The sequence below is a fragment of the Niastella yeongjuensis genome, assembly GCF_900110245.1.
GTDB classification, from domain to species: Bacteria; Bacteroidota; Bacteroidia; order Chitinophagales; family Chitinophagaceae; genus Niastella; species Niastella yeongjuensis.
The window spans coordinates 1-25385 of the sequence record NZ_FOCZ01000025.1; the positions used below are offsets into that span (position 1 = coordinate 1).

Genomic DNA, 25385 nt, shown 5'->3' on the forward strand with positions numbered 1-25385 from the left:
GAGGCTGTCTCAAAAGTAATTTGAGGCGGCCTTTTTTCATTTTCAGTTTTTAAGGCGTGTTTATCCACAAAAGCACTGTATAACTAAAGCTTCTTAGGGATTAGTAATAAGAACTGGTTTTGTTGTTTTTAAGGGTATGGCAAGAGGAAAAACATTATCGGTTGTATTTAAAAGCAACTTCCAGAACCAGGCGATGTTACTTCCGCCTGATTTAAATGAGATGATTGCAGCTAATCATCCAGTTCGGGTTGTAAACGAAGTGTTGGAGAAGGTGGATATAAGTGAGTTGATCAAACAGTACAAACCTGGTGGTACCAGCAGTTACCATCCCCGCATGCTGCTCAAAGTGCTGGTATATGGATATATCAATAACATTTACAGTAGCCGTAAAATTGAAGAAGCAGTATCACAGAATATAAACTTCATGTGGTTAGCGGGCATGAGCACCCCTGATCACAATACTATCAATCGCTTCCGCGGACAACGTCTTCAAAAAACTTTACAACCCATCTTTACTCAGGTTGTCTTATTGTTATGTGACGAAGGACTACTGAGTATCAAAGATTTATACACAGACGGTACTAAGATAGAAGCCAATGCCAACCGGTATACATTTGTATGGGGCAATACAATCAAACATAACAGGGAGAAAATAAAACAGCAATTAAATGAATTGTGGCAATATGCCAAGTCTGTTGCAGCCTCAGAATTAGATGATACAGATCCATCGGGCTTTGACAAAATAGATTCAGAAAGTGTTACCCGGACCGTAGATGCGATTAATGCTGCGCTTAAGGATAAGAAAATAGCCAAAGACAAAAGGCAAAAATTAAACTATGCAAAAAAGAACTGGCCAGCCAACCTGGATAAATATGAAGAGCAGGAAAAAACAATGGGTGAGCAAAGAAACAGTTATAGCAAAACAGATAAGGACGCCACCTTCATGCGCATGAAAGAAGACCATATGAAAAATGGCCAGTTAAAACCAGCCTATAACGTCCAGATCAGTACTAATAATCAATACATAGCCTCTTACAGTATCCATCAAAACACTACTGATACTAATACCCTGATTGACCATCTTAGCCAACACATAAGCAACTTCAAACAAAAGCCCAATAACGTTACCGCTGATGCAGGTTATGGAAGTGAAGAGAATTATCAATGGCTGGAAAAAAAGCGCATCACAGCTTATGTGAAGCACAACCAGTTTGACCGGATGCAGAATGAAACAATCCGTAATAAAACTCCATTTAGTATAGATAAGCTTATCTATGAAGAACAGAACAACCAATACCTTTGCCCAATAGGCGAACCAATGAAACATGTTGGTTGGACGATTGAAGAAACAAAAACAGGCTATCCAAAAGTGATAGATAAATATAAGGCTTCAAACTGTGAAGGCTGCTTTTTATATGGAACCTGTCACGGGCAAAAAGGTGATCGAATAATAGAGGTCAGCCTTAACAACCAACGCCTCAAAGAAAAAGCGGAAAAGCGATTAAAGAGTAAACGAGGCATCCAAAAACGCAAACAGCGTTGCTTCGACACAGAACCTGTGTTCGCAAATATTAAATATAATCATAATTTTAAACGCTTCATGCTACGAGGTAAAGAAAAGGTAGCAGTTGAAACCGGTTTACTGGCACTCGCACACAACTTAAGGAAGAAGGCGGCCTAAAAGCCCTTGAATCACTTCGAACTTTTTAAAAATATCTTCCGAAAACATCTACTTTAAGAAAATCTTACTTCAATTCTATTACGCTCTATACATCGCCATAAAACAGAAAAAAGGCGCCTCTTACTTTTGAGACGCCTTCACTGTCGCAATTATACCAGTACTGTGCCGCCATCGATGGTAAAGGTTTGTCCGGTGGCAAATTGATTATGCATCAGGAATAAAAATGTCTGTGCAATTTCTTCCGCTTCTCCTACCCGCTTTACCAGTAGTGAATTGCTTACTGCACTATACAGATTATTTCTATCAGTTTCTGACAGGCTATTCCACAAATTGGTTTTTGTTACACCTGCTACAACCACGTTTACGCGAATGGGCGCCAGTTCTATAGCCATGGCACGACCAAAAGCTTCAACAGCACCGCAAATGCTGGCAGCTAATGACCAGCCGGCGCCTGGCCGCTGACTTACAATACCACTGATCAGTCCTATTGATCCACCTTTTCTTATTTTGGCAACCCCATATTTTACAACCGCCAATGCGCTCCAGTACCGGAGTGTGAAAAATTCTTTGGCTTTATCAATGTCCATATCGTTTAAAGTGATAAACCGAAGGTTTTCACCAGCGGTGTATACTAAATGATCGAATTCACTGCTTTGCTCAAAAAACGCTTTGATGTTTTCTTCCTTGCGAAGATCGACTGCATAACCTTTGCTTCCGGCCGGCAGTTCTTTCAGTGCTTTGTCAATATTTTGTTGATTACCTGAAACGATCATTACCGAGGCGCCTGCATTGGCTGCAGCTTTGGCTGTGGCAAGCCCTAAACCTGAACTTCCACCCAGGATAAGCACCTGTTTACCTGCCAATGTTTGTGTTACTGTATCCATTGTTTAACTGTTTTATGGATACAAAGTTCCCAACACCTGTTTGCCTGGGATTTACCAAATGGTAAATAATACTAGCGGATATTTTTGCGAATGCGGCTTAACGATTGTTGCGTAATACCCAAATAAGAAGCTACATCACTCAGGGGAACACGCAAGGCAACATCTGATTGCCGCGTAATAAATTTCTTGTAACGGGTAGTGGCATCTTCGCCCATGTAAGAATTCCTGATCTGTATTTTATCCAGCAGGGTTTGTTGCGAAATACTGCCGATCAAATCCGATAGCCAGGGCAGCTTTTTATATAGATTCAACAATTTGGCTTTTGAAAAAACGAGCAGCTCTCCATCGCAGGCGGCTACGATACATTCATGGGCAGGCACATTATTGAGAAAGCTGTTCAGGATGGTGCAAAACTGGTTTTCCTTTAAAAAGAACTGGGTAACGGAGTTTCCTTTTTCGTTGGAGGTAGTGATCTTCAAAACTCCCTGTGCAATAAAAAAATATTCCCGGGCTTTATCGCCCATTTGCAGCAACACTTCTCCGGCTTTTACAGATCGTGGCTGCAGGTGTTCCCTGATAAGCGCCTGTTCGGTGTCAGTTACGCTACGAAACAATTGCAAAAAACGAAGTAAGGGAAGTGCCGGATCGTTGTTCATATAAATGAGATCGAAATCAAATGTAGCAATTAAAAAACAAAGCCATCCGCGACTGTACAGTCGGGATGGCTTTTAAGACTTTAGTATTTTACTACCATCTGTTGTTACGGCCACCAGAGTTGCCGCGACCACCACCGGAGAATGAATTACGGTTGTCGGTCTTTGGTCTTGCTTCAGAAACAGATAAAGATCTTCCTTCAACTGGTTTTCCTTCCAGTTCTTTTATGGCTTTTCTAGCCTCTTCATCTACTGGCATTTCCACAAATCCAAAACCACGCGATCTGCCGGTTTCTCTGTCTAAGATTACTTTTGCAGAAGTAACCTGACCATATGGAGTAAATAATTGCAATAAGTCATCATCATTTACCTGAAAACTCAGGTTTGAAACATACAGGTTCATACGATTAAATTAAAAATATTAAAAATAAACTGAGCACTAACAAAAAGTAGAAAAAAGCGAAAAGTTACAAAAACCTGTAAAGATCGTTTCAATTACTTAGTGCTGTAAGTCTCAATCGTTGGTATTAAAGATAACCTTTTAATAGCATTAAAGCGCAGATAACTTTGTCATATCTGTACCACTGAAGATCCGTGCAAGACTTTGATCTTTCGATTTATAATATCTTTCCAGATTGGCTTCGCCAACAATACGCCAGAAGTTTTTTGCCTTCAATTCAGTGTAATCACCTGTAGTAATAAACAAACCTACTACCGGATTCCGTGTTTTAAAGCTCACTTTTACGGGGGCATTTTCGGTGTTCTTCTCCAGGAATTTCTCAATTTGCTCTGATGTCATATTAAAGTATTTAAATGAAAAGTGCTAAATACACTCTTCATGCTTACGATCTTACCTTCACAGATTTTGAATGGGAATTCAATCAAGATAGGTGCAGGGACGAAAAATAAGTGGTGCAAAGGTAACTTTTATTAACCAGAAGGCGAAAACACGCTAACTCGTTCATTATATGCATATTAGCTGTATATTTGCCAATCTTCCTAAAAATTCAACCAATGAAAATGGACATCCGCCAGTTGGTATTTGCCGCCACAATTGTACTTTCTTTATCGTCCTGTGCCCGTAAAATAACCGAATCAGGCAAGGGTTCCTTTTATGCTGATAAGTTTGAGGGCCGCCCAACCGCCAGCGGTGAAAAATTCGATCAGGATAAAATGACCGCCGCGCACCGAACGCTTCCCTTTGGCACAAAAGTAAAAGTGACAAACGTAGCCAATGGCCGTTCCGTAACCGTTACCGTTAATGACCGCGGGCCATTTGCCGCCGGCCGTATCATCGACGTTTCGAAAAAAGCTGCCAACAAACTCGATATAGTAAATGCCGGCGTAGCGAATGTCAAAATCAGTTATAAACGCAAAAAGAAATAGTCCCCCACCAACCTCCCCCCAATGGGGAGCCAGGGAAGAGCTTTTTTTATTAATTATAATTCATTGAGATTGCTTTTTCTGCCTCCAGTTTCTTTTGTACCAGCAATCCATGCAACACTTCTGTAGACAAGCCATGCAGCGTAAGCCGAAAAGCAGCAGAAGTAGTAGGCAATGGCACCATGGGATGTTTATTATTCAATGCAACCAGTTTTTCCGGACAGTTTAAGATGGTGGCCGCATACAGCCCAATCACCTCGTCTAATTGCAATGAATTAGAGGCGCGCCAGAAATCATTGTCGGTTAAAAAGAACTGGTATACCGGGGTGAAGATCTCGATGGCATTGGCCAAATCAAGGCAATTGGTCCATTTGTCACGGAAAGGTGCAAATGGAAAATTGTCATCCGTAGTAATGGCGCTGAAATTAGGTTGCTCCACCTTTTGAATGGCAACCCCTTTTTTAGCCATGGCATTATTCAGGTTGATAATAAAATTGTACAGATTCAGGTCATGTTGCAGGAACAGGTTATCCTTAACCGCATTCAGGTCCATCGGCTTTAACGGGTGCATAGGAATATCCTCAATATTATGCACATTGTCTTTTATGAATCGCAATACTTCAGAACCCAATACAAAATGGCGTAGGATGAGGTAGTTCGCCTCCGGGGAAATAAAATATTTCATCCCAATGTACAGGCTCTTGTGCAACATCTTTGGCGCATTGATCACATTCGGCATAATAGCTTTGAAGATCTGCAGCAACATGATGCCGAGCCGCGCAAACACCCTCACAAAAGGATACAGGAATTGTTTTGTTTTGCGGCTGCTATCGTACAGGAAAGCCGCTTTGGCATCGGGGCTGAACGGAATGCTTTTATCGAGAAACAGGGCATGCCAGTGACTGGGGTCGCGGGGATTGTTTTCCAGTTGCTCGAAGTATTCACGTTTGTGTAACATAGAAATTGGTTTTAGTAATTGCCCAGCTCCTGCAATTGCATGGCATACAGGCGCGCGGTTATTTTTGCGGTTTTAACAATTCTGGCAGCTATGGCTTCCTGTAACAGTTCAGATTGTATGGCCTTTTCAAAACGCTCGAAGTGGTTGTCATTGGCATCGCTTGTTTCGTGATAAATAAAGAACGAAACCTGGTCATCGTGTAATTGCAATTGTTCCTGAATGGCACGACCCCATTTGCCTGCCAGCCTGTTCCCCAGTCCCTCTATAATAAACATACCGCCGAGCAGATCGAATGGATTGGGCTGACTGGCCTTATGAAACATAAAAGCGCTCAACGCTTCGCTGCCGATATTCTTTTCTCCCTGGCGCAGTTCTTCATAAGTGCCACCACAGGCGAGATAATTCTTTTCCAGGATCTGGTAATCGCGGTGCTCATCCCGCGAATGGGTGATAAAGGCAGAGCGGATATCAAAATATTCAATCGTAATATTGGAAGCAGCCCGGGCAATCCATTGAGAACCGTCAATTACCTGTTGCCGCAGGTTCACCAACAGTAATTTATAATCTTCCAGGCTGAGCGAACCATTATAGATCTTTTGTACAATAGGTACTTGTCGTAATGACGATTCAAAATCAACCCAAACCGAAGTAAGTTGCCGCACCAGCCATTCCTGTACCGGCAGACCACTGGTACGAATTACGGGTGCTTCAATAACATCGCTGGCATGAATGGAAAGTGCAGCCGCAGCCGACGCAGGCGCTACCACCGTTAACTGCATAAAAGAGGTAATAAAGCGGCCGCTTTCCGGCACCATACATATCAATTTTTGTCCGGCCTTTAGCTTGCCCGAATACAACAATTCTTCTAACATCAGGAAGATAGAAGCAGCCCCAACATTTCCCTTGCTATGCAGGTTCGTAAACCATTTTTCAGGCGGAATGGTACAACCGCCTTTCTGCAACAGGTCTACGATCTGCGGCCTGAAGTATTCAGAAGAATAGTGGCACAGCAACCAATCCAGCTGACCGGGATCAATGCGGCCTTCATCGATCAAATTAAAGAAATGCTTTACGCCCAGGTGCACGATATTGTGCACTATCTTCAGGTCCTGCTTCAGGTTTATAGCCGCATCGTTATCAGCTTCACTGAAAGAATTATAATCGATCCAGCTTTCTTTTCCATTGTTCTTATTCTTACCAGCGTACATGCATACATCGTACAAATGGGCATGTGAGCGAAGATCTATCCAATCGATCTGCAAACTAAACTGGTGACGCGCAGGCTGGTTTTCCAGCAACAGGGCCCCTGCCCCATCCGATAACATCCAGCGCAGGAAATCGGTTTCCAGGTCAAGCTGGCTCTTTTCCTTAACTATGGCCTGCTGTTCGAAACGTTGGGCTTTAAACATCCGGCTGGGTAATTCACCGGCACAGGCAATTGCCTTATCGGCTTCGCAGGTCCTCATATGCAGCCAGGCATTTTTAATAGCCATCATACCGGCAGCGCAAACACTCTGGTGACTGGCAATTTCACATTGGTTCAGTTGAGCATCGGCGTGTACCATGCTGGCAAAACCAGGCACCGGCAGATCGCCTTGCGTGGTAGCAGCCGATAAAAATTCAATCTCATTTTTAGCCACTCCGGCTTTTTGTAAACAACTTTGAATAGCAGCAGCCGTCATACCACTTACGGTATGGGTAGTTTGCTGATTTTTATCGAGGGCGTAATAGCGGGTAGTAATTCCATTTTGTTTAAGCATTTTTTGTTTGGTGCGGGAAGGTTTGCCAAACAGGTAGCCCAGGTACTCTTCAACTTCGTCATTTGAGATGGACGCACCAGGCAAATACGCACCGGCGGCCGTAATGTAAACGGGGTTTAGGGAACTCATATTTCAAAATATGTTTATTAACGCTGCTGTGCAGGTATTTATGCAGGTCTTATTAAAGAATATACCCACATAAGTCGGGGAAAAGCTTCTGATATGGCTGCGGGAATAACCGGTGTTACAATTGATGTGACCTGTGGAACAACTGCGGCGTTGAATTACAGAGTAGGTGCATCAAGGGATGAACAAGAAGGGAAAGTAATGGCGAGCTGACCAACATAATGACCTCTTTTATCTGATTGTATCATAACCGCACAGTAGCTTTGCAAAAACGAACATTTTGGGCGGGTTCAACGCCATTAATTGCCTGATTACTACATAGATACTAATTTGGCCTGGTATACGCTTCATTTGAAGAAAGCATGTCTTTTTATGTTAAAAAACTACTTCATAACTGCCTGGCGGAACTTAAGAAGATATTCCATCTTTTCTTTTATTAATATCTCAGGACTGGCGCTGAGTTTTGCAGCTGTTTGGCTGATCGCGCTTTTTGTGGCGCATGAAGTGAGCTACGACCGGTACCATGAAAATTCCGGCCGCATCTACCGGATCGTGTCACACGGAAAATGGGGCACTGAAAAATTCGACATCACCGGCACCTCGGGGTTGACCGCAGCCGCCATGAAAAAAGATTTTCCCGAAGTGGAAGACGCTGTTCGCATATACGCCGAAGGCGGCGGTATTCTTTCATACGAGGATAAAACAATAAAAGAAGGTAATATCTATTTATCAGATCCTTCTTTCTTTACCACTTTTACCTGGCACTTCCTGGCAGGCAGTGCAACTGCTTTGGAAAAGCCCAACAGTATTGTATTAACCAGGTCCCTGGCTGCCAAAATGTTTCCCGATCCTACATCGGCACTCAATAAAATGGTAAAACTGGATAAAGACCTGCTTACAGTTACCGGGGTTATCGATGATGTACCAGATAACTCTCATCTTACATTTCAGGCTATACGGCCCATCCCTCCCGGCTTTAAAGCCGACTGGAATGTGCTGGAAGCCTACACCTATATTCTGTTAAAGAAAAATGCAGCCGTCGACCGGCTTCGCGCCAAGATGCCGGCCTTTGTGATAAAATATCTTTCCACCAATGCAGCAAGTATTCAATACACACTGGAACTGCAACCCTTAACTTCCATCCATTTACAATCGCACCTGGCATACGAATTAAGCGACAATCACGACATCAAATACACTTACGTGATCTCGATCGTAGGTTTGCTGGTATTGCTTATTGCCCTCATCAATTATATCAATATCACCACTGCCCGGGCTACCGTTCGATTGCGGGAGGTGGCCGTTAGAAAGATAATCGGTTCAGACGGAAAAAACCTGATTGGACTTTTTTTAACCGAATCGTTCATAACCATACTTTGTTCCGCCGCCATCAGCCTGTTGCTGGTAATAGTAACCATGCCTTTGTTCAATTATGTTACCGGCAAACAATTATCCATCTGGCAATTCGGGATTCCCCAAACACTGCTGTGCATATTCGCCTTTTGTTTTGTTACCGGCTTCATTGGAGGCTGGTATCCGGCTTTTTTCCTGTCGAGGTTCAAAACTATTCCGGCATTGAAAAACCAGCTGGGTGATGTAAAAGGACAAACCATCTTCCGGAAAAGCCTGGTGCTTTTTCAGTTTGCCATAACCGTAGTGATGATCACTACCTCACTCATCATTTATTTGCAGTTGAATTTTATGAAGAGTTCCGATCTCGGGTTCAACAAAAAGCAACTGCTCACCTTTCACCTCGATTCAAGGTCTGCCCGTAAACAGGCAGATGCGCTTCGCGCTGCCTTATTACAAAATCCCATGGTGAAGTCTGTAGCCACAGCAAGCAATCCCATCGGGAATAATAACATCGGCATGACTGACTACAGCATAGAAAAGGATGGGGTGTTTGATAACCATAGCAACCTGGCCTACTATATAACTATTGATCCAGATTTTATTCCAGCCATGCAGATCAAATTACTGGAAGGACGTAACTACTCGAAAGATATCGCATCTGACAGCAACAGTGTAATAGTGAATGAAGCATTTGTAAAAAAGCAGGGCTGGGCATCGGCCATGGGTAAAAGAATTTCAAGAGGTACTACTACTAAAAGCAGGGACACCACCAACAAAACCATTGCGGCCCCAATTATCGGTGTGGTAAAAGATTTTCATATATATTCCCTGCAGCATCAGATTGGCCCCATGATCATGGAACTTCCCCGTGAATCGGCCGACCGGGATAATATCTACGCAAGAATTGATGACCGCAATCAAGGGCAAACCATAGAATATATTGAGAATACCTTTAGAAAATTCGATGCGGCTTCTCCGTTTGAATATAATTTCCTCGATCAGAATTTTGCCGCCCAATACGATGCGGAACAAAAGCAGGGAAAGGTATTGCTGGGGTTCACTATTCTCACTATAGTGATCTCGTGTTTGGGTTTATTTGGCCTCATCACTTTTACGGTTGGAAAAAGAGTAAAAGAAATTGGCATTCGTAAAGTGCTGGGAGCAAGTGTTCAAAACACGGTACTGCTGTTAACCAAAAGTTTGTTACAGGTGGTGATCATTTCCCTGATGCTGGCAGTGCCTGTGTCCTGGTTGATCTCGAATAAATGGCTGGAAGATTTTGCCTACCGCATCCCATTGCAATGGTGGATGTTTGCCCTGGCCGGGATCATTTCATTGATCATAGCTTTTGCTACGTTAAGTGTACAGGCTATAAAAGCCGCACTGGCCAATCCTGCGCAAAGTTTGAGAACGGAATAAAAAACAGAAATGACACAATAGGGTTTGAGCATTTGACAAATGTCTAATTCTTCTAAAATTGTAGTATCTGAGCGAATCAGGCACCATGTTTGTGCTTGATTCGCTCAAATACTTTTTGAAAACCAAAATATCCTTATGATGAACAGTCTTAGAAGAATCTCCAAAGATGTCATCAGCATCTTTACATCCGTGCTAAATACAGGAAAACTAACAATTCGTACTATCGCTCCAAAAGGCGCGCTGACATGCAGTTCCGCGCGGCCAGTAATAATCTCAACCATACAGTTTGGAAGAACAGCCACCGTTAGGAATAGCGACATGGTTTCATTAACTGTGTTTCATGATTCACTTCAAATCATCGGTATGGCTTAGCGATTATTTACAATTCAGTTAAAGTGAATATTTGTAAATAAGTAAATACCAGTTAAATGGGATTTACTACACTGTGATACCCACCAAATGCAGGTCTGGACACAACAAACCAGCGCTGTATAACAGTATTGTTGTGTGATATAATCATCAGTACGCTATGAAATCTGAGCCTTGGCTTTCCGGGGCACCGGAAAGTAGATAGAAAGATCAAAACAATTACCTGTCCCGATGCGGCAATCTGTTAACACATTACAGTCTTTTTTAAAAAGCAACTGTAACGTGAAAGGGAAGTTCTATGCATTAACAAAGTAAACCGACAATAAAAACCTTTTTAAAATCTGAAAAATAACCTACAATGAAAAAATCAGGGTTCAAAAGAGACAATTTATTTCGTAGCAATAAGCGCGTACTATCCGTTACCCTTATGCTTACTACCTTGGCTGCCTGTCAAAAGAATTTAACTGACCCCATAGAACCCCTTATAGATGATGGTTCTGCAAGTACCGAAATGGTGTCAACAAAATCAATACTCGGATTAGGAAGTTTGATCTGGCAGGAAACTTCAGACGGAAGCAGTTTTTTAAATACCCTTTGTAGTAAACAGACTGCCACAAGTTATGGCATGGCGGCCTCAACAAATCAGGCCTTTAATGGAACAAGATCAGCTCGTTTTGAATTGAGGGCTACCGATCCGGAAACCAAGGGAGGTACAAGGACCGAGATATCTTTCCCAACACCTTTAACCAATAATTTCTGGTATTCCTATGCGTTGTATATGCCCAGCGCGCAGTACAAAGATGAAAAATATGATGAAGTTATCAGCCAATGGCATGGTGGTGGTGGCATTACCCCGGCCATTGCTTTGCGTGTACAGTTAGGGCATATTTACATGCGAACACTTGACGGCGCCAAAACAGATCTTGGTGTAGTTGAAAAAGACAAATGGCATACTTATGTATATCATATTATCCACTCATCAGGTTCTGATGGCCTGATCGAAGTTTGGAAAGATGGCCAAAAGATTGTAACACGCAGGGGTGCAAACATGTATGCGCTTACCGGTGACTTCCACCTTCCTAACTGGAAAATGGGTATTTACAAATCGGACTGGAATGGCACAAAAACTACAACTACCACGCTGAGAGTATTGTATTTCGATGATATTAAATACGGCAGTGCATTAGCTTCCCTTACCGATATGTTGCCCGTTGGCGGCAGTGGTTCCTCATCCTCAAACGAACAACCACCAGCACCCATTAGCGTTACGTCATTGGTACTGGTAAATGCAGATACAGAAAAGGATGTACTAACTATTTCAAGCGGTTCAACAATCAGCCTGAGTGCTTTGAAACTGGCAAAAGCAAATATTCGTGCGGTTACATCCGGTACTATTACTAATGTAAAGTTTGAGTTAAGCGGAACACAAAGTAAAACCTATACTGATGTTGCAACACCTTATACACTGCACGGTGATGATAGAAATGGTAATTACTGGTATGGCAACTGGAACCCACCTGCGCCTGGCACTTATACATTGAAAGCAACTCCTTATGATTCAAAAGGTATAGCCGGTACTTCAAAGACCATCAGCTTTACGTTTTCAAAATAGCTTTAAGTAATTAATAAAGATGGGTTAAAAAAGGCTGCCCGATTTTGTATCGGGACAGCCTTTTTTAAAATTTATTGCTGCGATTTAATATAATGATCAGTGGCCTCTTTTATAAAAAGCGCCAGCTCCATACTGGGCATTCCATTCACCGGGGTGTAGCGATTGTCAGCCACATACAGTTCCCCCAGCTTTCTAAAATATTCCAGTTTACCTAATTCTATCTTTCCTCCGGTTAGCCGAAGAATGATCTGGTATCGCCGGGCTATGCATGCCTGCACCTCCTTACTGGCCGGGTCGCCGGTCATGAGTGCTGCCAGCCGGCCGGTCAACTCGTTTAGTTCGCCTTTCATAGATTCCATTTCTTCCTTACTGAAACTGCGAAGTGTATCTTCCACTTCTATAACCGTTTGTTTGCCCCATTTTGACATGGCCTCTGTTCTATAAGCCTCCATCTTTTCGCGCGGTATGCCTTCGTATAAATCTTCAACCTGTAACATAGTGTTGTTTTTTAGTGTTACCAATGTTTTTTCAATGGTACCAACCAATGTGTTTATTCTTTCCTTCCGGGCCAACAGCGCTTTTTTGTGATCTTCCAATGCCTGTATCAGATCAAATGCAGGATCATCGAGAATGGTCTGGATGTCTTTCAATGGAATATCAAGTTCACGATAAAAAAGGATCTGTTGTAAACGCAACAGTTCTTTTTCGCCGTAAAGCCGGTACCCGGCCGCAGTACGTACAGAAGGTTTTAGTAAGCCCATCTTGTCATACAGATGTAAGGTGCGCACACTTACACCCGCCAGCCGGGAGAGCTTCTTTACAGAATAGTTGTCCATCGTTTGGATTTATACCTCGCAACAAATGTAGGGTATGACGTAAGGTAAGAGTCAAGAAAAAAGAGCGATTTTTTTTGGGGAAACTGCCCACTTTAATCTCCCTTGTTAGATCAGGAATGGGATTGAGAAAACCACCATATAAATTGATTAACAATCAAATACGAAACACCCGACACATTCCAACAACTATACTTCATTGAAAGACAGTCGTTTAATTGCCCTCTAAGGCATTTTCGTTCGGGATTTCTTCGAGTCTTCCCTGGGAGAATACCTGCTTTCCTTCGGTAAAACCAAAAGAAGTCCCGAACAAGTTAAGGTACAGACCGGGCGCAAACCCGAAGAAATAGGCAAGTTAAACAGCAGCATTTTTATTCGAAAAAAACAAACAATTCGTAATGGGATATGTTATATTTGTATATAACAGGCACAATCATGGTTAAACGATTTATTATACCACCAGACACGATAAATCGGAATAAGGTTAAAGGATAGATAAGTAGCGCTTTAGGCAATTTTAAACGAATTCAATAACCTAACCATTTTCACATGAGCAAATATGTACAATTTTTTCTCTCAATAACTTATGCACTAATTACGGCTTCAGCATTGTATGTTCTTATATTCCTTCTGGGAAAAGGAAAACCTGAATTGCCAAGCTGGATCATTTACACAATGATTACCAGTTGGGTTATCATTTGCATTTCAGCTGTTTACTGGTTTACCGATATTAAACTTTTTTTTTACCAGGTAAGAAAACCTATCCTGGAAGAAGAACGGCGACTGGTTTCAGCCATGCATGAAGTACAAAAGAAAGCTAATGATAATAAAAACTACCGGCTTCGTGTTGAAGAAAATACTGGTTTGAATGCTTATGCAACCGGTTATCATACCATTGTTGTATCGAAGGATTGCATAAAGCACCTGTCTCACGGAGAATTATGTGCATTACTGGCCCATGAAATGGGACACCTGCGTACAAAAGATTGCACAGCTTTACTCGCTTATTATTTCGCCAAACAGCCACCTGGCTTTGTAGCCGGTATTCTAAGAAGAGGGTTAAAAGTTGCGGGGGGCAGTATTGCAGGCTTTGCCAGGCAAAGCCTTTTGGCGCTGTTGATAGCAGTAATTGTAACGCTGTTTATTCTTTCCAAATCAGCTATACTCTATTACTTGTTAGCGGTCATTTGTTTTCTTCTCTTTCTATGGTTGCTTAATGCTGTATATTCTTTTTTATGGTTAATCAACTCACGATACACGGAATACCGCCAGGATGCATTTGCCCACAAATTGGGGTTCGGCCCACCACTTAAACAGTTGTTACGAAAATTCCTTGAAGAGAATTCAATTGCACGGGTTGACCAATTCTATATTCTAACCCGTTCAACTCATCCCCTGATACATAATCGGATCAGAAGGCTAGAGAAATTGGAAGGCCTTAGAAAATAAAATCACCTACTTTATGATACTGCCTCCCCCATCAAATGCTGAAATTGTTTTTTATTATCCTTAATACCCCCTTCGGCCATAGCCAGTAAGATCGGCCGCAGTTCGTCGGCAGCCGGTGTTAAACTGTAAATAGTAATGGGCGGTTTTTCCTGCTCCTCTTTTTTGGCTACAAGGTTGTCTTCTTTCAATTGCTTCAGGTGTTGCGCCAGCATTTTTTCCGTAATAGCAGGTATTAACTTCTTTAACTCGCTGTAGCGTTTGGGACCGCTCATGAGGTAGTACAAAATGGTGCATTTCCAATTCCCGCCAATCTTGTTCATTACATAAGTAATGGGACAGGCCAGTTCTGAGATGCCTTTATTCTGATTACGGGTCGATTGTTCTTTAACTTTTGTCATGTTACTTACTTTGGCGTCAGTACTTGTATGGATCTTTGCCCAAAGATAGCTTTGCATAAACAATAAATCAACTGGTATGAAAATCACCATTACCGGTTCGCTGGGCAATATCAGCAAACCATTGGCAGAGATCCTGATAAACAATGGACATGAAGTGACCATTATCAGCAGCGACCCCAAAAAGATCAACAATATTGAAGCACTTGGCGCCAAGGCAGCCATAGGCTCGGTGTCGGATGTTGCTTTTTTAACAAACGCATTCAAAGGAGCAGATGTTATCTATACCATGGTTCCACCTAACTGGACTGTCAACAATTACCGGCAGTACATCCGGGAAACAGGGAACAACCTGCGGGAAGCCATTAAAGCATCAGGAGTGAAACGCGTTGTAAACTTAAGCAGTATTGGGGCACATTTAAGTGAAGGTACAGGCCCTATTGCAGGTATGCATGATGTAGAACAAACGTTGAACACGCTCGATGACGTTGCCATCAAACATTTGCGTGCCGGCTTTTTCTATATCAACTTTTTCTTCGACATCGGCACCATCCGCCATATGGGTGTAATGGGTAATAACTATGCAGGCACCTCCACCATAGTGATGGTACACCCAAGGGATATTGCCGCAGCTGCCGCACAGGAATTGCAGGGCACCTTTGAAGGCAAAAGCTTTCGTTATGTAGTAAGCGAAGAACGCGAAGTGGCCGACATTGTAAAGGTGCTGGGAACTGCTATCGATAAACCCGATTTGTCCTGGGTACAATTTACCAATGAGCAAACCTATGGAGGCATGACGTCAGCCGGTATGTCACCAGCAATTGCCAGTGTGTATGTAGAGATGGGCACTGCCATTAACAGCGGCATTCTGTTCGAAGATTTCCATGCGCATAAACCAGATGTATGGGCAAGTATAAAACTCGAAGACTTTGCCCAGGAGTTTGCAGCGGTATATAATGCACAGCAATAACCCCTGTTAAAAAAAATAGTCCCGCCTGAAAACCCACAGACGGGACTCTTCCATTAGAACCACTTATGCAAGTGAAAACTCTTTGTTAATTGTAAGTATTACTAAATTACTGTATTATAACAGTCCGATACACCGTTAAATCACCCTAAATGTGCTGATGTTAATCATATTTTTATTACTTTTACGCGCAAGGAAATGGTGTCTTCCTACTTAACCGTCCGCCTCTGGCGAGACTGATGGCGCCTACAAATACATAATGGCTTACAAGGCCCTATAAAAACTATTTGTAGGATGATAAAAAAACTCAACAACCGCTTCGAACACCTTACTATCTTTCATCACCTGCTTCGCTGGACGCTCCTGACCATTCCGGTTTCCTTTATTGTGGGCTCACTGGTAGCACTGTTTTTATGGCTGCTTGAAAAAGCCTCGGAACTGCGCTGGCAACATGGCTGGTTGTTGTATTTATTACCGCTCGCCGGTATTTTGATCTATGCCGTGTACAAGTACCTGGGCAAAAATGCAGAGGCTGGCAACAACCTCATTATGGAGGAAATTCATGAACCGGGTGGCGGTGTTCCCAGTCGCATGACGCCCCTGGTGCTGGGCACCACGATCATCACGCACCTGTTTGGCGGGTCTGCAGGCCGGGAGGGAACCGCTGTACAAATGGGTGGCAGTATGGCCGCCCTGTTGGGCCGCCTGTTCAAATTAAATAAACAGGATGTAAGTATCTTATTAATGTGCGGTATCGCCGCTGGCTTTGGCGCTGTGTTTGGCACGCCTGTAACCGGAGCCCTGTTTGCATTGGAAGTGCTTACCATCGGCCGCATAAATTACAAAGCCCTGCTGCCCTGTTTTATGGCCAGTGTACTGGCCGATTTTACCTGTTCGGCTTATGGCATTCATCATACCGCATACCACATTACTTTTAAAGCGGTGGCCGCCAGCAATATCTCCTTTTTACATTTTGATTATTTATTACTGGCCAAAGTGATCCTGGCCGGGGTTCTATTTGGAATGGCAGGCTATCTTTTTTCTGAACTCTCTCATACGATCAGGAACTACAGCAATCGCTTTATAAAAATAAAATGGCTGATCCCCGTAATCGGCGGTTTGATCATTATCGGTTTAACGTTTGCGTTGGGCACCCGGGATTATCTCGGTCTGGGTGTCACCAACCCTGATCCCAATGGCGTATCGATTGTAACTGCATTTACACCGGGCGGTGCCGGATATTTCAGCTGGTTCTGGAAGATCCTGTTTACGGCTATTACCCTTGGGATGGGTTTTAAAGGCGGTGAAGTAACCCCATTATTTTTCATTGGCGCTACACTGGGGAATGCCCTTGCCGTGCTTACCGGTGCCCCTGTTGATTTAATGGCCGGACTGGGTTTCATTGCCGTTTTTGCCGGCGCCACCAATACGCCTGTTGCCTGCACCATTATGGGGGTTGAACTCTTCGGCGGCGAGTACATTTTATACTACGCCGTTGCCTGTTTTACGGCCTACTATTTCAGTGGCCATACAGGCATCTATTTATCTCAACGCGTTGGGTTATCAAAAACGCAGGAAGGGGAATCTGCTACCAATACAACGTTGAAACAGATCAGGGAGAAACGGATCAGTAAAAGGAAATTCTTTTGATACCCCTATCCTTTCTTCACTACCCTAAAACCCTGGTTGCTGAATGAAGCCCGTATATGCACGGTCCCTATGTTGTAGGAATTAAATGCATGACAGGCATTTTTACTGCACCACCAGGAGCCGCCACGGGAATGAGCGACGGCAGGCTTTTCAGCGGTCGATATTTTACCTGTACAAAATTCAAACACATTTCCGTACATATCATACAAACCCCAGGGATTGGGCTTAAAATGGCCCACAGGCGAGGTGTACATATAACCATCGGTTGTATCGGCTTTTTTATGATCGTGGCCATGCCAGATGTTGGCATATGACTGAATGGCTTTGTCGTTGTCGCCAAAAAAATAATTGGTGCGTGTGCCCGCTCTGCAGGCTATCTCCCATTCGTCGAGCGTTGGCAACCGCACCTTTGCCCAGTTACAATAAGCCTGCACATCGTGGTAACTGATGCAGGTAACGGGATGCTCCATGCGGTCCCTGATGCCGCCGCGGCTGCTGCCATTGGGATAGCGCCAGCAGGCGGTGCTATCGCCCAACCAGCGGAACTCTTCCAAACCCGGTTGAAACACCAGGGCATTGTGCATTCTTTCGGCATCAGTTACATAACCGGTTGCCGCCACAAAAGCCGCAAATTGCCGGTTGGTAGTTTCGCAGGCGGCTATCCGAAAACTATCTACCGCTACTTTGCGCAGCGGGCGTTGGGTATTGGCGTTCTTACTCACTTCATAAATGCCTTTTGGCACCAGCACAAAGCCGGCACGTTGCTGCGCCATCAGTGGCTGCCAGCAAAGCAGCAATGCCAATACCAGCCAGCTATTATTTTGCGTGTAACCCATCGTAGAAATTAGTAGCCCGTTGAATGATGAGGTCTTCATTGGCTTTATTATATACCAGGTAAGCAGCGTATTCGCCTTCTTCCACCGCATACAATTTCTTATAAGAAGCAGAGTTCATGAATTCCGGATATTTGTTTTCCTTCATCAACAACATCAGCAGGGTGAGGATATAATGGTCTTTCTTTTCCTTATTATAAAATGCGATCAGGTAAGGGATCATTTCGGTGGCGTTCATTTCAAAAATAGCTTCCTTAAAGTTCCCGCCTATGCGGTTGTTTTTTTCGATAAGGGGCATCATCAACTGAATCACGGTATCGCGGCCCTTCCTGAGAAAATTCAATTGCCGGTCACTCCAGTCGTATTCGCCAAAGATATCTTTCAAATGACCAAAGATGCGCTGGTCTTCATTTTCTCTTATCGGAAGCGGGTCACAGTTCTGGCTATAGCTTTCAGGGTGAATCATGTGATAAGTGAATTTCTCGGGCATTGAAAGCGAGGCATACTGCGTTTCCTCCAGCATTTCGGTAGACGATTCACCTCCTTCCGGATCTTCCACATATTTTATTTTCCTGATCAGCGCTTTCACTTTATCCAAACCGTAAGGTGGCACTGTTTGATCCTCATCTATAAAAAGCGCAGGTTCATAAACGGAGGAAGTTGCAGCAGAATCATGTACGGAAGATGTTGCAGCAGAATCAACGGTTATTGTAACAGAATCTTTTTTAGGGGTTGCAGGGTTTGCGGTATTTTGCGCAGCTGGTGAAGAACAGGCTGCCAACCATAACATACAACCTACGGAATAGTAAACGGTTTTCATGGAGACAAAATAAAAAAAAGACTGTTGAAAAAACAACAGTCTCCCTATATTCCCATGTGACTTTATAGTTATTTAGTAAACCCATCTGCTTCTATGATCGCATCTGCAAATGCTTTTGGCGCTTCCTGCGGCAGGTTATGGCCAATACCGCCTGTTATAGTGTGGTGCGCATATTTGCCTTTGAATTTGGCGGCATAATTCGCAGGATCAGGATGTGGCGCTCCATTGGCATCGCCTTCCAGGGTAATCGTTGGCACGGTGATTACCGGGAAGGTGGCGAGCTTCTTCTCCAGATCTTCGTATTTGGCTTCCCCTTCTGCCAATCCCAGCCGCCAGCGATAATTATGAATGGTAATGGCTACGTGATCGGGGTTATCGAAGGCTGCGGCTGATTGGGCAAATACAGCATCGGTGAATTTCCAGTCGGGTGAAGCGGTTTGCCAGATCAGCTTCGCAAAATCGCGGCGATTGGCCTCATATCCTTTTTGTCCGCGCTCAGTGGCAAAGTAATACTGGTACCACCATGCCAGTTCCGCTTTGGGCGGCAGGGGCGCTTTATTCGCCTGTTGGCTGCCGATCAAATACCCACTTACCGATACCAGGGCTTTTGTACGCTCAGGCCAAAGAGCCGCTACAATATCAGCAGTACGTGCACCCCAGTCGAACCCGCCGATGATGGCTTTGTCAATTTTCAGGGCATCCATAAAAGCGATCACATCTACAGCCAGCGCTGCCTGTTGTCCATTGCGCGGAGTGGCTGCATCGAGAAAGCGGGTGGTACCATAGCCCCGCAGATAGGGTACATACACATGGTAACCTTTTGCCGCCAATAAGGCCGATACTTCTTTAAAACTATAGATATCGTAAGGCCAGCCATGCAATAAAATTACCGGTTGTGCATTAGACGCTCCTGTTTCGGCATAACCAATATCGAGCACGCCTGCTTTTATTTGTTTAATTTGATCGAAATTGTTTTGATTGTTCATTTTCGCGGCATTTTGCGCCTGTGAGAAAATTACAAAGAGGGAGAAAACAGCGGTCATTAAAAAACGGCCTATCCTGTTATTTGTATTCGGTTTCATGCTATTCTGATAATTTAATGTTTACTAATTTAATTAAGGGCCACCACTGCATTGGCCGTTGGATATAATTTCCTGAACATAACGTAGGTTACCGAAACCATAGCAAAGGCAACAACAGCATCTGTTGTCGCTGCAAAGCCCAGCACACTTATTTTTGAGAAGAAGGCAAAGGTGATATCGAAGAAGACGCCGGCAAAAACCCATTCTTTTAACCGGAGTAACCTGTTTGGCGTTAACAATACCAGTACACCTAAAACTTTAGCAACACCCAATATGTATATGAAGTGCACAGGATAACCCAGTTGCAAAGTGATGTCCCATACGAGCGGATTTTTTGTCAATTCACAAACGCCGCTTGTTCCAAACCATAATGAGGTCAATATAATGCCTGTCCAGTAAATTGCTTTTGTTGATTTTAAGTTCATGATCGTTGGTTTTGTGTTTATTGATGACACAAAGATGGCCCGCCGGCAAGGGCGGGAAAAGCAAAAAACCGCGAAGTGGACGAATTGATAGGCGGGTTAGACAATAGCAATTACAAAAAAGGCCGCCCACTGTTCATGGCGGCCCTTACAATGGTAAAGAAGGCGGTCAGCTCTTTCCTTTTAATGATTTTGGTCCGTCATACTGGTATTTGAACCAGTTGAAATACACTTGGCCTCCATCGGTTTGCTCGTTGTAACTGAACAACACCAGCCGGCTTCCTTTCCAGTTGCCCCAGGTTGCTTCAAAGGTGTTACCTACGGGCACATAAGTTTTATCATCTGCACTATAATACAACTGGCTTTTGTTGGTAGCCAGGTCCAATGTCACTTTCAAAAAAGCTTTGTTGCCACTGAGTTCATGGGCAGTAGAATCTTTTCCGTTATTGCAATAATACAAACAGGGCTTTCCATTTTTTTTGCAAACACCCACCAGGTAATGTGTTTTGCCCATCACACCCAGGCCAGCCTTTTGATCGTTTTCCATTTTGCTGAAATCGATCTCGGTGCTGGCTACACCGGTTCTACCCATTATTTTTTGGGTGAATAGCGGCTAAAATTATCGTAGGCGGGGAAATCCATTTTTCTATAGATCTGGGTGATGATGTGCCAGTTTACCATGTCGTCTGATTCCAGTACAGGGATGCCCATAAAGTGAAATTCAGAACAAACCATATAATACTTACCTTTTACCTGTATTACGTCGGGGTCGGAATAATCGGCGTTCAGAACAGGATTGATGTAGGTCCCGTTCCCCTGATCGCCCCAGGTGCCGGTCTGCGTTTTTTGCGCCAAAAGCGCCACCGGCGCCAGACAAAGGACCAATAGGAATCTCCGCATAGAAATCGTTAGGTTTTTATCAGGTGCCGAATATACTCAAAATCAGACTTTTCATAACTCACCACTCCCAATCGTACTTTTGTGCTATTCTTACCCTCAAACGGGTTATTTCTCCGGAATAGCCCGTGCTAGCTTTGTGATATCAAATTAATTGATTCAAAACAAAGTACTATGAGCAAGATAATCTTCATTACAGGCGCCTCAAAAGGATTCGGAAAATTATGGGCAGAAGCATTTTTAAAACGGGGCGATAAAGTAGCCGCCACCGCCCGCAGCCTTTCTTCTTTAAATGAGCTGGCTGCTGCTTATGGCGATAATATATTGCCGCTGCAACTGGATGTAAACAACCGCGAAGCCGTTTTTAATGCCGTTAACAAAATTGAAAAACATTTTGGCCGCATCGACGTTTTAATCAATAACGCCGGCCATGGTTTATTTGGCATTACTGAAGAAACCACCGAAGCCCAGGCAAGGGAACAAATGGAAACCAATTTCTTTGGTTCGCTTTGGGTAACACAGGCAGTGCTTCCCATCTTCCGTAAACAGAAAAGTGGCCACCTGGTTCAAGTAAGCAGTTATCTGGGAATAACCACGTTGCCGTTGCTGGGTATTTACAATGCTTCCAAATTTGCGGTCGAGGGATTGATTGAAACCATTGCTAAAGAAACGGCCCATTTAGGAATTAAAACAACATTGATAGAACCCAATGGATACGCAACAGACTGGGCCGGTGCCAGCGCCACCCGCACTGCCAGCGATATTGCAGACTATACACCGGTACGGGAAGCTTTTTTCGGCGCAACAAAAAATCCCAATGCCTGGGGCAAACCGGAAGCGACAGTTGCACCTATTCTGCAGGTGGTAGACAGTACTAACCCACCACAAAGATTATTGTTGGGATACAATGCTTACCACGTTGTTCAAAAAGTGCTCACCCAACGTTTGAAAGATGTAGAGGACTGGAAGGACGTGAGCATCGCCGCACATGGTTAGTAAGCAATGCGGTTAATTCTATAAATTTATGGTCATGACACATTACAAAACATTGAGCGAACTGCATATTGGCAATGGCTGGCCGCCGCCAGAAAATCCATTATTCAGTTTGGTAGCATGCCAAAGTGATTGTCCACTTGGCAACAGGGAGTTCACTGCCGACGTATATATGATAGCTTTAAAGAAACTGCAGGCTGGTGTGATCCTGTACGGCCGTACGCCCTATGACAATACCAACGGCTCTATGTTTTTTATGAAACCGCGCCAGATCATTGAAATGCACAACCTGCAATTTGAAGAAGACGGTTTTATGATCCTGATCCATGAGGACTACCTGCACGGGCATGAGTTGTTCAGCACCATACAGAAATACGGCTTCTTCGATTATGAAGTGAATGAAGCGTTACACATTTCACCCAAAGAGGAAGCTGTTATGTGGGAGCTGCGCGATAAAATACAGGCTGAATACGATAACAACCAGGATGAATACAGCCGGGAAATTATGCTGGGGCATGTGGCAAGCATCCTGATGTATTCGCAACGGTATTATAAACGGCAGTTCATGACCCGTACAGACCTGTCGGGCAAAACCGTAACAAAATTCAACGCTGCCCTGCAGCTTTATTTTGCAGATGACGGTTTACAAACCAAAGGTCTTCCTTCGGTGAATGCCATGGCGGAACAATTGCATTTATCACCCCGTTACCTAAGCGATCTGTTGAAACAGGAAACCGGTAAAACAGCCCTGGAGCTGATCCATCTTTCACTGATCTCGGAAGCAAAGAACCTGTTGAAAACAGCCGATCGCAGTATAGCAGAAATTGCCTACGATCTTGGGTTTGAGAACACCTCTTATTTCACCCGGTTGTTCAAAAAACAAACAGGCATGAAGCCGCTTGAGTTCAGAAAAAATGCACTTCTGAATTAATCAATTCCCTCACCCATATACGCAGAAGCCCCGACGATATCGGGGCTTTTTTTATTTATTGTATCTTTGATCATTTCTGATCAATACCGAAACAATGAAAATAAGCAACCCATTGCCAAGCGAAAAGATCAGCAGTTATGTAGACAGGATCCTGATCATTGAAGAAGTGCTGGTCACCAATCCGTTTACATTACCCTTGTACGCTAATGGGGCGCCTACCCTTCTATTTCAAACCGCTAAAGGGACCATCCAGAATAACAGCAACAACCTCACGCTGTTTGGACAAACGGTTTTTCCTGAAACCCTCACTATCCGCGACAACTTCACCCTCATTGCTTATTTCTTTAAACCCTTTGCGTTATTCAGCCTCTTTGGCGTTTCTGCCCAGGAGCTCACCAACCATCCCATAGACCTGAACCTGCTGGAAGCGACCAAAACCCGGGAATTGCAGGAACAACTATTGAATGCCGATTCCACGACTGCCATGCTTGCCCTGCTGGATGAGTATGTGTTCAGCCTGATCACAAAAACCAAAGCCGATTGTCAGCTGATCCGGTTCGCCACCCTGGCCATTGCCCAAAACGCATCGAAAGACGCCCTGTTAAAAGTGCAGCAGGAATTGCATATTACTGAACGCACCTTTCAACGGATGTTCGAAAAGAACATCGGGATTGCCCCCAGCCTGTTCAGACGCATTTCCCAATTCAATAATGCTTTTCAACAGCTCAACAGCCGACAGTTCGGCAAACTCAGCGACATCGCCTTTACCAATGGCTATGCCGATCAAAGCCACTACATCCGCGCTTTTAAGGAATTTACCGGCATTACACCCAAAGATTACCTGAAATTCAGCCAGTCTGAATAATGTCGGGTTTGTTCTATTTTGAGGACCTGGCCTGCAGTTTCTTTGTGTTATCAATTAAAACACAAAAACAAACTCATGACTAATCAAATTTATCCCTGTCTTTGGTTCAATGGACAAGCCCAGGCAGCCGCTACCTTCTACTGCTCCATTTTCAAAAACTCAAAGATCACCGCCGACAACCAGATGGTGGTGACCTTTGAACTCAATGGCAAAAAATTTATGGGGTTGAATGCCGGTCCGCAGTTTAAATTTAATGAAGCCGTATCCTTTGTGGTGGATTGTGAAACCCAGGAAGAGATCGACTATTACTGGGAGAAGTTAACCGCCAACGGTGGTAGTGATGGCCAGTGTGGCTGGTTAAAAGACCAGTTTGGGGTAAGCTGGCAGATTGTGCCCACTATTTTGCCCAAATTGTTGAGCGACCCGGCCAAAGCACAAAAAGTGATACAGGTGTATATGCAAATGAAAAAGTTCGACATAGAAAAGTTGGCAAATGCCTAAGAAATATAATAGAAAGTCTCCCCTTACAGCGGGAGACTTTTTTCATTAATTCGGTAAGTTTGTACAAATCATTGCTATGCTTTTAACTCAATCACAAGCGCCCGATTTCGAATTATATGCTACGCCCGACCAGAAACTCAAATTAAGCAGCCTGCAAGGTAAAAGGGTTATTCTTGCTTTTTACCCCGCCGACTGGAGCCCTGTATGTTCAGACCAGATGGCCCTTTACAATGAGATGCTTGATTATTTTCATAAAGCCAACGCGCAGTTATTAGGCATTTCAGTGGATGGGAAATGGTGTCATATGTCTTTTTCGGCCGACCGGAAATTACACTTCCCACTGCTGGCAGACTTTGAACCCAAAGGCGCTGTGGCAAAAGCCTATGGCGTATACAATGAAGAGATCGGTGAATGCAAAAGAGCGTTGTTCGTAATAGACGAAAACGGAACTATTGCCTGGAGTTACCTGTCGCCCGTGGGTGTAAATCCCGGCGCAGATGGCATTATGGACGCGCTAGAAGAAATGGATAAAAATAAAAAGGTGTAAGC

26 protein-coding genes and 1 riboswitch are annotated in these 25385 nt (G+C 43.8%); of the genes, 12 read left to right on the forward strand and 14 right to left on the reverse strand.

From position 1 onward, the window contains the following. Positions 1-136: 136 nt before the first annotated feature. Positions 137-1681, forward strand: coding sequence for an IS1182 family transposase (locus BMX95_RS33375; protein WP_081203640.1), 1545 nt, complete (start codon positions 137-139; stop codon positions 1679-1681). A gap of 149 nt (positions 1682-1830) precedes the next feature. Here the strand turns inward: BMX95_RS33375 and BMX95_RS33380 are convergent, their stop codons facing one another. The 4 genes from BMX95_RS33380 to BMX95_RS33395 all read right to left on the reverse strand — a co-directional run bounded on the left by BMX95_RS33380 (position 1831) and on the right by BMX95_RS33395 (position 4017). After that, positions 1831-2565, reverse strand: coding sequence for an SDR family oxidoreductase (locus tag BMX95_RS33380; protein ID WP_081202431.1), 735 nt, complete (start codon positions 2563-2565; stop codon positions 1831-1833). 71 nt (positions 2566-2636) lie between these two features. Then, positions 2637-3221 (reverse strand): Crp/Fnr family transcriptional regulator, encoded by a 585-nt coding sequence (locus tag BMX95_RS33385; RefSeq protein WP_081202430.1) that lies wholly within the window; start codon positions 3219-3221, stop codon positions 2637-2639. 91 nt (positions 3222-3312) lie between these two features. Next, positions 3313-3621 (reverse strand): RNA recognition motif domain-containing protein, encoded by a 309-nt coding sequence (locus tag BMX95_RS33390; protein ID WP_081202429.1) that lies wholly within the window; start codon positions 3619-3621, stop codon positions 3313-3315. 147 nt (positions 3622-3768) lie between these two features. After that, positions 3769-4017, reverse strand: a complete 249-nt coding sequence (locus BMX95_RS33395) for a short-chain dehydrogenase (protein WP_081202428.1) — start codon at positions 4015-4017, stop codon at positions 3769-3771. A gap of 215 nt (positions 4018-4232) precedes the next feature. On the opposite strand from BMX95_RS33395, the gene BMX95_RS33400 reads away from it, so the two are divergent. Next, positions 4233-4604 (forward strand): septal ring lytic transglycosylase RlpA family protein, encoded by a 372-nt coding sequence (locus BMX95_RS33400; RefSeq protein WP_081202427.1) that lies wholly within the window; start codon positions 4233-4235, stop codon positions 4602-4604. Between the two features lie 49 nt (positions 4605-4653). Here the strand turns inward: BMX95_RS33400 and BMX95_RS33405 are convergent, their stop codons facing one another. Beyond that, a complete protein-coding gene (locus tag BMX95_RS33405) occupies positions 4654-5559 on the reverse strand; it encodes a DUF6999 family protein (protein WP_081202426.1) in 906 nt (301 codons plus the stop codon). Positions 5560-5570: 11 nt separating this feature from the next. After that, positions 5571-7448: a StlD/DarB family beta-ketosynthase gene (locus BMX95_RS33410; RefSeq protein WP_081202425.1), complete on the reverse strand. Its 1878-nt coding sequence runs from the start codon at positions 7446-7448 to the stop codon at positions 5571-5573. A gap of 369 nt (positions 7449-7817) precedes the next feature. Here BMX95_RS33410 and BMX95_RS33415 point away from each other — a divergent pair, with 369 nt between their 5' ends. Both BMX95_RS33415 and BMX95_RS33425 read left to right on the forward strand, forming a co-directional pair. Beyond that, complete coding sequence (locus tag BMX95_RS33415; protein ID WP_081202424.1) at positions 7818-10217, forward strand: ABC transporter permease; 2400 nt, start codon at positions 7818-7820, stop codon at positions 10215-10217. A 727-nt stretch (positions 10218-10944) separates the two neighbouring features. Then, entirely contained in the window at positions 10945-12198 is a 1254-nt protein-coding gene (locus tag BMX95_RS33425) for a polysaccharide lyase family 20 protein (protein WP_081202422.1), read from the forward strand. 71 nt (positions 12199-12269) lie between these two features. Here BMX95_RS33425 and BMX95_RS33430 read toward each other — a convergent pair whose 3' ends face one another. Continuing rightward, positions 12270-13034 carry a MerR family transcriptional regulator gene (locus BMX95_RS33430; protein ID WP_081202421.1) on the reverse strand — a complete coding sequence of 255 codons (765 nt, stop codon included), beginning with the start codon at positions 13032-13034 and terminating at the stop codon, positions 12270-12272. A gap of 672 nt (positions 13035-13706) precedes the next feature. Between BMX95_RS33430 and BMX95_RS33435 the strand changes: the two genes are divergently transcribed. Continuing rightward, positions 13707-14480, forward strand: coding sequence for a M48 family metalloprotease (locus tag BMX95_RS33435; protein ID WP_262493604.1), 774 nt, complete (start codon positions 13707-13709; stop codon positions 14478-14480). A gap of 11 nt (positions 14481-14491) precedes the next feature. Here BMX95_RS33435 and BMX95_RS33440 read toward each other — a convergent pair whose 3' ends face one another. Continuing rightward, entirely contained in the window at positions 14492-14878 is a 387-nt protein-coding gene (locus BMX95_RS33440) for a winged helix-turn-helix transcriptional regulator (RefSeq protein ID WP_081202419.1), read from the reverse strand. A gap of 76 nt (positions 14879-14954) precedes the next feature. On the opposite strand from BMX95_RS33440, the gene BMX95_RS33445 reads away from it, so the two are divergent. Together BMX95_RS33445 and BMX95_RS33450 are read left to right on the forward strand one after the other, a co-directional pair. Beyond that, a complete protein-coding gene (locus BMX95_RS33445) occupies positions 14955-15845 on the forward strand; it encodes an NAD(P)H-binding protein (RefSeq protein ID WP_081202418.1) in 891 nt (296 codons plus the stop codon). 182 nt (positions 15846-16027) lie between these two features. After that, positions 16028-16098, forward strand: a riboswitch (Fluoride riboswitch). A gap of 38 nt (positions 16099-16136) precedes the next feature. Continuing rightward, complete coding sequence (locus BMX95_RS33450) at positions 16137-17492, forward strand: voltage-gated chloride channel family protein (RefSeq protein ID WP_081202417.1); 1356 nt, start codon at positions 16137-16139, stop codon at positions 17490-17492. Positions 17493-17497: 5 nt separating this feature from the next. On the opposite strand, the gene BMX95_RS33455 is transcribed toward BMX95_RS33450, so the two are convergent. The 6 genes from BMX95_RS33455 to BMX95_RS35215 form a co-directional block, all read right to left on the reverse strand. Next, the gene (locus BMX95_RS33455; RefSeq protein ID WP_081202416.1) at positions 17498-18328 is read right to left on the reverse strand and encodes a formylglycine-generating enzyme family protein; all 831 of its coding nucleotides are present in this window, start codon (positions 18326-18328) and stop codon (positions 17498-17500) included. Further along, the gene (locus tag BMX95_RS33460) at positions 18309-19145 is read right to left on the reverse strand and encodes a hypothetical protein (RefSeq protein ID WP_081202415.1); all 837 of its coding nucleotides are present in this window, start codon (positions 19143-19145) and stop codon (positions 18309-18311) included. Before BMX95_RS33460 ends, BMX95_RS33455 begins: the two co-directional genes overlap by 20 nt. A gap of 68 nt (positions 19146-19213) precedes the next feature. After that, a complete protein-coding gene (locus BMX95_RS33465) occupies positions 19214-20227 on the reverse strand; it encodes an alpha/beta fold hydrolase (RefSeq protein ID WP_081202414.1) in 1014 nt (337 codons plus the stop codon). Between the two features lie 29 nt (positions 20228-20256). Beyond that, positions 20257-20652: a DoxX family protein gene (locus BMX95_RS33470; protein WP_081202413.1), complete on the reverse strand. Its 396-nt coding sequence runs from the start codon at positions 20650-20652 to the stop codon at positions 20257-20259. Between the two features lie 166 nt (positions 20653-20818). Then, a complete protein-coding gene (locus tag BMX95_RS35210) occupies positions 20819-21241 on the reverse strand; it encodes a beta-xylosidase family glycoside hydrolase (protein ID WP_081202412.1) in 423 nt (140 codons plus the stop codon). Further along, positions 21241-21549, reverse strand: a complete 309-nt coding sequence (locus BMX95_RS35215) for a family 43 glycosylhydrolase (RefSeq protein ID WP_081202411.1) — start codon at positions 21547-21549, stop codon at positions 21241-21243. Before BMX95_RS35215 ends, BMX95_RS35210 begins: the two co-directional genes overlap by 1 nt. Positions 21550-21720: 171 nt before the next feature. Between BMX95_RS35215 and BMX95_RS33480 the strand changes: the two genes are divergently transcribed. From BMX95_RS33480 to BMX95_RS33500, 5 genes are all read left to right on the forward strand, one after another. Next, entirely contained in the window at positions 21721-22542 is an 822-nt protein-coding gene (locus BMX95_RS33480; protein WP_081202410.1) for an SDR family NAD(P)-dependent oxidoreductase, read from the forward strand. A gap of 34 nt (positions 22543-22576) precedes the next feature. Beyond that, the gene (locus BMX95_RS33485) at positions 22577-23470 is read left to right on the forward strand and encodes a helix-turn-helix domain-containing protein (RefSeq protein WP_081202409.1); all 894 of its coding nucleotides are present in this window, start codon (positions 22577-22579) and stop codon (positions 23468-23470) included. Positions 23471-23564: 94 nt separating this feature from the next. Continuing rightward, positions 23565-24335 carry an AraC family transcriptional regulator gene (locus BMX95_RS33490; protein ID WP_081202408.1) on the forward strand — a complete coding sequence of 257 codons (771 nt, stop codon included), beginning with the start codon at positions 23565-23567 and terminating at the stop codon, positions 24333-24335. Between the two features lie 75 nt (positions 24336-24410). Further along, positions 24411-24836 (forward strand): VOC family protein, encoded by a 426-nt coding sequence (locus BMX95_RS33495; protein WP_081202407.1) that lies wholly within the window; start codon positions 24411-24413, stop codon positions 24834-24836. Between the two features lie 76 nt (positions 24837-24912). Further along, positions 24913-25383 (forward strand): redoxin domain-containing protein, encoded by a 471-nt coding sequence (locus BMX95_RS33500; RefSeq protein ID WP_081202406.1) that lies wholly within the window; start codon positions 24913-24915, stop codon positions 25381-25383. The last annotated feature ends 2 nt before the right edge of the window (positions 25384-25385 follow it).